Below are 8,419 nucleotides of genomic sequence, written 5' to 3'. Positions count from 1 at the left end.
GATCATATTGGTATTGCTGTTGCTGACTTAGCAGAAGCAAAAAAATTCTATACAGATATTCTTGGTCTTAAAGCAACAGGCGAAGAAGTAGTTGAAGAACAAAAAGTAAAAGTTTGCTTTATACCATCCGGTGACAGCGAATTAGAACTTTTGGAATCGACGTCTCCAGATGGTCCAATTGCAAAATTCATTGAAAAAAATAATGGCAGAAACGGGATTCAGCATATTGCACTTCGCGTTGATAATATTGAACAAACGATTGCAGATTTATTGGCAAAAGGCGTTCGTATGATTGATGAAAAACCACGTTATGGTGCGGGCGGATCAAGTATTGCGTTTGTTCATCCAAAATCTACCGGTGGTATTTTAGTTGAACTTTGCCAACGCAATAAATAAAATTTACACATAACTTGTATTTTTAAAGATACGCTAGTTTTTGTAGGAGGTATATAATGGCTACTGTTCAAGAAAAGATTGATCTTATGAATCAAACCAAAGAAAAGATCATGCAGGGCGGCGGAGCTGCTCGTATTGAAAAACAACATGCAAAAGGTAAAATGACAGCTCGTGAACGCATTAATATGTTCTTTGACGAAGATACTTTTGTCGAATTAGATCTGTTTATGAAACATCGTTGTACGAACTTCGGTCAGGAAAAGAAAGATTTACCAGCCGAAGGAGTTATAAGCGGTTATGGTACGGTTGATGGCCGTCTCGTATATGCATATGCACAGGATTTCACAGTTGAAGGTGGGTCACTGGGCGAAATGCATGCAGCTAAAATCTGTAAAGTTATGGATTTGGCTATGAAAATGGGAGCGCCAGTTATTGGAATCAATGATTCAGGCGGTGCTCGTATTCAAGAAGCTGTTGATGCATTATGTGGTTACGGAAATATTTTCTTTAGAAATACAGCAGCATCGGGTGTTGTTCCACAGATTTCTGTAATCATGGGACCATGTGCTGGTGGAGCTGTATATTCACCAGCTATCACTGACTTTATTTATATGGTGAAAAATACGAGCCAAATGTTTATTACGGGTCCGGCTGTTATAAAATCTGTTACGGCAGAAGAAGTTACAGCAGAACAACTTGGTGGAGCAATGACTCATAATTCTACTTCTGGTGTGGCTCATTTTGCTGCAGAAAATGAAGAAGACTGTATAAATCAGATTCGTTATCTGTTGAGTTTCTTGCCGAGCAATAACATGGAAGACGCACCAATTGTTGAAACGGATGATGATGCATCTCGTATGGATGAAAGTCTAAATACGGTTATTCCTGATAATCCTAATATGCCTTATGACATGAAAGATGTTATTACATCCTTAGTTGATAATGGCGATTTTTATGAAGTTCATGAACATTTCGCGCAGAACATCATTACTTGTTTTGCTCGTTTTGATGGTAGATCCGTTGGTATTATTGCGAATCAACCAGCAGTAATGGCAGGTTGCCTTGATGTCAATGCATCCGATAAGTCAGCTCGCTTTATTCGTTTTTGTGATGCCTTCAATATTCCAGTCGTAAATCTTGTAGATGTACCAGGTTTCTTACCAGGTACGGATCAAGAATATGGCGGTATTATTCGTCATGGTGCAAAAATGTTATATGCTTATTGTGAAGCAACTGTACCAAAAGTTACAGTTATTATACGTAAAGCTTATGGCGGATCTTACATTGCGATGTGCTCACATGAACTGGGTGCTGATCAGGTTATGGCTTGGCCTACAGCTGAAATTGCTGTTATGGGACCTGCTGGTGCGGCCAATATTATTTTCCGTAAAGATCCTGATGTTGCTGTTAAAACTGCTGAATATGTTGAAGAGTTTGCAACACCTTATAAAGCTGCGGAACGTGGTTATGTCGATATGGTTATTGAACCAAGTGAAACAAGACCTCGTATTATTACGGCATTGAACATGCTTGCTAGCAAACGCGAAGATAGCCCTGCTAAAAAACATGGCAATATTCCATTATAAGGAGAAGGTTTGTAATGAAAATTGATGCACAAAATATCAATCCAGAAGTAATTGCCGCTATTTCAGCTGCAGTGCAGATGATGATTGGTAAAAAAGTGGTTGCTGTGCGTATTACACGCAGTGATGCTTGGGTTATGGCTGGTCGCCGTAATTCAATGTAAAATCGTTATTTAAATAAATTTAATTTATCGTTTTGGAGGAATAAAAATGAAAAAATTTAATATTAAAGTTAATGGTACTGCCTACGATGTTGAAATTGAAGAAGTGAAAGCAGCTCCGGCTCCTAAAGCGGCAGCTCCTAAAACAGCGGCTCCAGCTCCTAAAGCAGCAGCAGCTCCAGCTCCAGCAGCAAAGGCAGCAGTGGCTGCCGCAGCTGGTGAAACAGCAGTGAATGCACCAATGCCTGGTAAAATCGTGAAACTTGTTGCGGCAGAAGGTCAAGCTGTCAAAGCAGGCGACGTTTTATTGATTCTTGAAGCTATGAAAATGCAAAATGAAATTACAGCTCCAGCAGCTGGTACAGTAAAAGCATTTAATGTTGCCGCTGGTCAAAGTGTAAAACCTGGTGAAGCTTTAGTTATTATTGCTTAAGTTTCTTTAATAAAAGGCCATATACGCTATAATTTCGTATATGGCCTTTTATTTGTCTTCATTTTTTGGTATACTATATGTAAATGAATAGTAAGGTTTTTTGGAGGAGTCTGGTCAAACCAGGCTCCTTTTTGTGTTTTTTTAGGTAAATTGACGCATTAACGTGGATTTTTTCCTTTATATATATTTATAAAGGAATCGTAATAAAGTGGAGGTTTTTATGGAAAATATGACAATTGTAGCAGCTGTTATTTTTATTAGCATGTATGTATTTATTGTATCAGAGAAAATAAATCGGACTATTGTTTCAATGCTGGGGGCGATTTTGATGATTACAGCTGGTGTTTTAACGCAAGAACAAGCTTTACAGCATATTGATTTTAATACACTTGGGTTGTTGATTGGTATGATGATTATTGTATCAATAACGGGACAGACGGGGCTTTTTAATTATATTGCCATTTGGTCTGCCAAAAAAGCAAAAGGGAAGCCAGTCCGTATTTTATTTTACTTGGCGTTTATTACAGCTGTATTTTCCGCATTTCTTGATAATGTTACGACGGTTTTGTTGATGGTGCCTGTAACGCTAAGCATAACGAATAAACTTAAGGTTAAGCCAATTCCTTATTTAATTATGTTGATCATTGCATCAAACATTGGTGGAACGGCTACACTGATTGGCGATCCACCTAACATCATGATTGGGAGTGCAGTTCCGGAATTGACATTTTTAGCTTTTATTGAAAATTTAGCAGTAATCGCTTTCATTAATTTAATGGCTGTGATTCTTGTTTTGATTATGTTATATCGTGATTCACTCGTGACTACACCGCAGCTTAAAGCGCAATTGATGATGCTCGATGAAAAAAAGGTACTGAAAGATCCAATGCTGTTAAAAAAATGTTTAGGTGTTTTGACGCTTACAATTCTTGGATTTTTTACACATCAGAGCTTTCAGGTGGAATCCTCTTTAGTAGCTTTAGGTGGTGCATTTATTTTACTGTTGATTGGCAAGCGGGACCATAAATTTATTGAGAAAGCTTTTGATAAAGTAGAATGGACAACAATTTTCTTCTTTATTGGTTTATTTGCCGCTGTTGGTGGTTTGATAGAGGTTGGGGCTATTAAATGGATTGCCGAACAAGGTATGGAATTAACAGGTGGTGATATAACAAAAAGTTCATTGCTGATTTTATGGGCTAGTGCAATCTTGTCAGCTTTTTTAGATAATATTCCATTTGTAGCCACTATGATTCCTCTCATTCAAAATATGGGAACAATGGGAGTAACAAATTTAGAACCTTTGTGGTGGAGTTTGGCCCTAGGAGCTTGCCTTGGCGGGAATGGGACGATCGTAGGCGCTTCAGCTAATCTTATCGTAGCTGGGATGGCGGCAGAAGCGGGTTATAAGATTTCATTTATTCAATATATTAAAGTAGGGTTTCCTATCATGATTTTAACAATTTGTTTATCGACCGTGTATGTATATTTGCGCTATTTAATGTAAAAGCAAGAAACGAATTTTGGTTTTGCAAAAAGGGTGTGTAGAAATATTAAAATGTAGGTTTTTTCTATTTTTCATGGCTTATTCAAAGGTATATGTGATATAATATCGTTTGATTGATACAAGATGAATACTCACTGCGTAAGTGTTTTTGAGAAAAATTTTTATTTTGCAGGGATTTTTGTATACAAAATAGAAATTATAGAATTCGGTAAGAGTATTAAACATGAACCCATTGGTGATTGGAGGCTATGATATTGCGTGGGTCAACAAAAAGTGTTGGTATATGTGTATTGTTTGTGGTTATAGGAGCAGTCTTAGGCGGTATTTTAGGAGAGCTAATGAAAGAAATAACAGCGTTGAATGGCATTGTTCCCTATTTGGTACAAACATATTCCATCCTTGATTTAAGTCCAGTGCATATAAATTTATATGTTATTCAGCTGTCATTTGGCCTTGTTTTTGCGCCAAATCTTATGAGCATTTTTGGTGTTTTATTGGCTGTTTTTCTTTTTAGAAAATATTAACAAACAATTCTTGGGAGGTTGTATTTTGATTATATTAGCTTCAGAATCGCCGCGTCGTCAGGAATTGTTAAAACAAATTGGTTGTGAATTTTATTGTGTGCCGAGTGCTGTTACAGAAAATAATGGAGCGGGCATACCACCGGAACAATTGGTTATTAACAATGCATTGGCTAAAGCCAAAGACGTGGTCAAGCGAGAAAATATAGTTCTTCCTGTAGTGGCGGCAGATACGATTGTTTCATTTGCCGGACATGTTTATGGGAAACCGGTTGATCAAGAAGATGCGTTTCGGATACTTAAAGCTTTAATAGGAAATACACATCAAGTGTATACGGGTATCGTTTTGGCGAAAGGTGAAGAAATTTGGTATGATGTGGTAAAAACAAATGTGACATTTTGTCTTTTGACAGATGCTGAAATTAAAGACTATATAGCGACTGGAGAACCAATGGGGAAAGCCGGAGCATATGCAATTCAAGGCTATGCAGCAGCTTTTGTGAAACAGCTTGAAGGAAGCTATTCCAATGTAGTTGGTCTGCCTTTATATAATTTGTTAAAACTTGCTAAGAGAGCTGGTCTTGATTTACGATGAATAACATGCCTATGGTTAAGGACTTACCCGTGGCAGAAAGACCGCGAGAAAAGTTATTGGCAAAAGGCGCTCAGTCGTTAAATAATGCAGAATTATTAGCGATTCTATTGCGAACCGGTACAAAAGAAGATTCTGTGCTTCATGTAGCTGAAAAGCTGCTGGCGCAATATAAAGAACGAGGATTGGCCTCTATTGTTAATTTGTCGCCCCATGAATTTAGTAAAATTAAGGGTATTGGTACGGTGAAAGCAGTTACGGTTTTGGCTGCGATTGAACTTGGCCGACGCCTTGCGGAACAGACGGCTGAGCTTCGGACTGTTATTGAGAAACCTCGTGATATTGTAGATTATGTTATGCCTCGTTTTCGTTATGAAACCAAAGAGTATTTTATCGTAATGCTGCTGAATACGAAACATCATGTTTTGGCAGTACATACGGTTTCTATTGGTAGTTTAAGTGCGTCGATTGTCCATCCGCGTGAGGTTTTTCGCGAAGCGATGTACCATGCGGCGGCGGCAATCGTTTTGATTCATAATCATCCGAGTGGTGATCCGAGCCCCAGTAAGGAAGATATTTGTGTAACAAGAAAATTGATTCAAACAGGAGTTATCATGGATATTCCGGTGTTGGATCATATTATTATAGGAGATAACAAATATGTTAGCTTAAAAGAAAAAGGTATGATAGAATAATAGTATTTGATTATGGTTTATATGTTGAAGGGAGTTTATGTAAAAAATGTGGAATCTTTTTGGTGGTTTGTCGCATGACATGGGTATCGACCTCGGTACTGCAAATACATTAGTGCATGTAAAGGGGAAGGGGATCATGCTTCGTGAGCCTTCTGTAGTTGCTATTCAGCGTGATAACGGTGAGGTTCTTGCTGTTGGTGAAGAAGCAAAACAAATGATTGGTCGTACACCTGGTAACATCGTTGCAGTAAGACCAATGAAAGATGGCGTAATCGCTGATTTTGATGTAACACAAGCAATGCTTAAATATTTTATCAGAAAAGCGATGAATACAAAATCTTTTGTGCGGCCTCGCGTAGTAATAGGTGTCCCGTCTGGCGTTACGGAAGTTGAAAAAAGAGCGGTTGTTGATGCTGCGATGCAGGCCGGAGCTCGTGAAGCGTATTTGATTGAAGAACCAATGGCTGCAGCAATTGGCGCGGGACTTCCAGTGGAAGAGGCTATGGGAAGTATGGTAGTAGACATTGGCGGCGGTACGACAGAAATTGCCGTGATCTCTCTTGGTGGTATTGTGACGAGTCGTTCTATTCGTATTGGCGGCGATGAAATGGATGATGCAATTAGTCAATATATCAAAAAAACATATAATTTAATGATTGGTGAACGTACATCGGAAGCAATCAAGATTGAGATTGGTTCAGCAATTGTTCCAACTGGTGATGCATCGATGGATATTCGTGGCCGGGATTTGGTTAGTGGTTTACCTAAAACATTGACGATCAAGTCGAGTGAAATTAAAGAAGCGCTCAGTGAACCAATCCAGAAAATCATTGAGGCTGTAAAAGGAACTCTTGAAAAAACGCCGCCAGAACTTGCGGCAGACGTCATGGATCATGGAATTATGATGACGGGTGGTGGTGCTCTTTTACGCAACTTGGATAAATTGTTGAGTCATGAAACGGGTATGCCAGTACTCGTTGCCGAAGATGCATTGTCTTGTGTTGGTGAAGGAACTGGCAAATCTTTAGAAAGTATAGAACTTTTGAAACGTGTTGTAATGACACCTAAAAAGTTAAGATAATGAATAGAGTAAGAAAAGAGACAAATTCAAATAAAAAAATATGGATACTTATCTTTGTTGTGGTCAGCGTATTTTGTCTGATTTTCTTTGCGGCCCGTGGGCGATACCAATTTCCGCTCAGCGAACGGATTGTAATGACAACATTGGCGCCATTTCAAGGCTTGATTAGTACAGTAAACAATGAAATTCGTTATGTGACTTCATCAGTATGGGAGATTGCTACGGTTTATGAACAAAATAAAATGCTGAAATCAGAAGTAGAACAATTGCGTGCTTTAAATTTACAGTCGAATGAGTTGGCATCGGAAAATGAAAGACTGCGCACGATGCTTGCCTATAAACAAGCATCAACGCAGTTTGATCTTGTGATTGCAACTGTTATTGCTCGGGATTCAGTTACTTGGACCAATACGATTATGATTAATCGTGGGACAAACGATGGTTTGAAAAAAGATATGGCAGTCATTACGTCTCAAGGACTTGTAGGAAATGTTGTGGAAGCTTTTTCTTCTTCGGCCAAAGTTGAACTGATTTTAGATCCTCGTTCTGCCGTTGGGACGATTGTACAGCGGCCTGAATCGAGAGTTGCAGGCATTGTTCAAGGCAATAAAGATGATAAAATGATGGCCCGTATGGTTAATATCCCTCGTGATGCGGATGTTGTCGAAGGTGATCAAATTGTTACATCTGGTTTTGGCGGTGTATATCCAAAAGGACTTGCTGTAGGCATTGTTGATCAAATCGACAATGATGAGGGCGGACTTTTAAAATATGCTATATTAAAACCAGCCGTTGATTTTCAAAAATTAGAAGAAGTAGCCGTGATTATAAATTCGCGGGAAGCCTTACCCGCACCGCTTGCACCGACAGTACCTGAACAAACTGCGATTGAGTCAGATTCAGCAGCAGGTGATACCAAATGAAGAAGTGTTTCATTTGGGGCATTTGCTTAGTGGTTTTATATATTTTGCAGTCGTCTTTACTACCGATCATTGCTTATAATGGTGTTAGTCCTGATATTTTATTGATTGTGGTTATTTCTTTTAGTTTATTGCGGGGAAGTCGGTTTGGATTTTTGATGGGTTTTTCGGCCGGACTGTTGGAGGATTTGGCTTCGGGTACTTTTTTTGGGATGAATACATTTTGTAAAATGATTTTAGGTTATGCATTTGGACTTGTTGAGCATAAAGTATTTAAAGAAAATTTCTTTTTGCCTATTATGTCAATGATAATTGCAACAAGTTTAAATTATTTCATTTCAGCCGTGCTTATGGTATTATTAGGTTATCGGTTTAATTTGATGCATCATATGGAGCATATATTATTACCGCTCTTGCTGTATAATGTAATATTTGCTTTTCCAGTGCATAAATTCGTTTATAAAATTTGTGAATTGGTAAAAGAAAAACGTTAAAATTCTTTGAATAATAATTAAGGCACCTTGTTTTCT

General features: G+C 38.3%; 11 protein-coding genes. All 11 read left to right on the top strand.

Annotation, left to right across the window (positions count from 1 at the left end; translation table 11 throughout):
- Positions 1 to 396: methylmalonyl-CoA epimerase (mce, locus tag F606_RS0107780; protein WP_019553319.1), on the top strand; the 396-nt coding region annotated here is incomplete at its 5' end.
- 56 nt (positions 397 to 452) lie between these two features.
- Positions 453 to 1,982 carry a methylmalonyl-CoA decarboxylase subunit alpha gene (mmdA, locus tag F606_RS0107775; protein ID WP_019553318.1) on the top strand — a complete coding sequence of 510 codons (1,530 nt, stop codon included), beginning with the start codon at positions 453 to 455 and terminating at the stop codon, positions 1,980 to 1,982.
- A 14-nt stretch (positions 1,983 to 1,996) separates the two neighbouring features.
- Complete coding sequence (locus F606_RS23345; protein WP_019553317.1) at positions 1,997 to 2,143, top strand: hypothetical protein; 147 nt, start codon at positions 1,997 to 1,999, stop codon at positions 2,141 to 2,143.
- A 46-nt stretch (positions 2,144 to 2,189) separates the two neighbouring features.
- Complete coding sequence (locus tag F606_RS0107765; RefSeq protein ID WP_019553316.1) at positions 2,190 to 2,573, top strand: biotin/lipoyl-containing protein; 384 nt, start codon at positions 2,190 to 2,192, stop codon at positions 2,571 to 2,573.
- A 229-nt stretch (positions 2,574 to 2,802) separates the two neighbouring features.
- Complete coding sequence (locus F606_RS0107760; RefSeq protein ID WP_026329299.1) at positions 2,803 to 4,080, top strand: ArsB/NhaD family transporter; 1,278 nt, start codon at positions 2,803 to 2,805, stop codon at positions 4,078 to 4,080.
- Between the two features lie 248 nt (positions 4,081 to 4,328).
- Entirely contained in the window at positions 4,329 to 4,604 is a 276-nt protein-coding gene (locus tag F606_RS0107755) for a DUF4321 domain-containing protein (RefSeq protein ID WP_033368243.1), read from the top strand.
- A gap of 25 nt (positions 4,605 to 4,629) precedes the next feature.
- A complete protein-coding gene (locus F606_RS0107750) occupies positions 4,630 to 5,196 on the top strand; it encodes a Maf family protein (RefSeq protein WP_019553313.1) in 567 nt (188 codons plus the stop codon).
- Positions 5,193 to 5,888: a RadC family protein gene (gene radC, locus F606_RS0107745; RefSeq protein WP_019553312.1), complete on the top strand. Its 696-nt coding sequence runs from the start codon at positions 5,193 to 5,195 to the stop codon at positions 5,886 to 5,888. The genes F606_RS0107750 and radC overlap by 4 nt, the downstream gene beginning before the upstream one ends.
- Before the next feature lie 46 nt (positions 5,889 to 5,934).
- A complete protein-coding gene (locus tag F606_RS0107740) occupies positions 5,935 to 6,969 on the top strand; it encodes a rod shape-determining protein (RefSeq protein WP_019553311.1) in 1,035 nt (344 codons plus the stop codon).
- Positions 6,969 to 7,892, top strand: a complete 924-nt coding sequence (gene mreC / locus F606_RS20750) for a rod shape-determining protein MreC (RefSeq protein ID WP_019553310.1) — start codon at positions 6,969 to 6,971, stop codon at positions 7,890 to 7,892. The genes F606_RS0107740 and mreC overlap by 1 nt, the downstream gene beginning before the upstream one ends.
- Complete coding sequence (mreD, locus tag F606_RS0107730; RefSeq protein ID WP_019553309.1) at positions 7,889 to 8,383, top strand: rod shape-determining protein MreD; 495 nt, start codon at positions 7,889 to 7,891, stop codon at positions 8,381 to 8,383. The genes mreC and mreD overlap by 4 nt, the downstream gene beginning before the upstream one ends.
- Positions 8,384 to 8,419: the final 36 nt, after the last annotated feature.

It is taken from the genome of Propionispira raffinosivorans DSM 20765 (assembly GCF_000381065.1).
Classification (GTDB): Bacteria; Bacillota; Negativicutes; order Selenomonadales; family Selenomonadaceae; genus Propionispira; species Propionispira raffinosivorans.
This window is presented reverse-complemented; position numbering and strand designations above follow the sequence as displayed.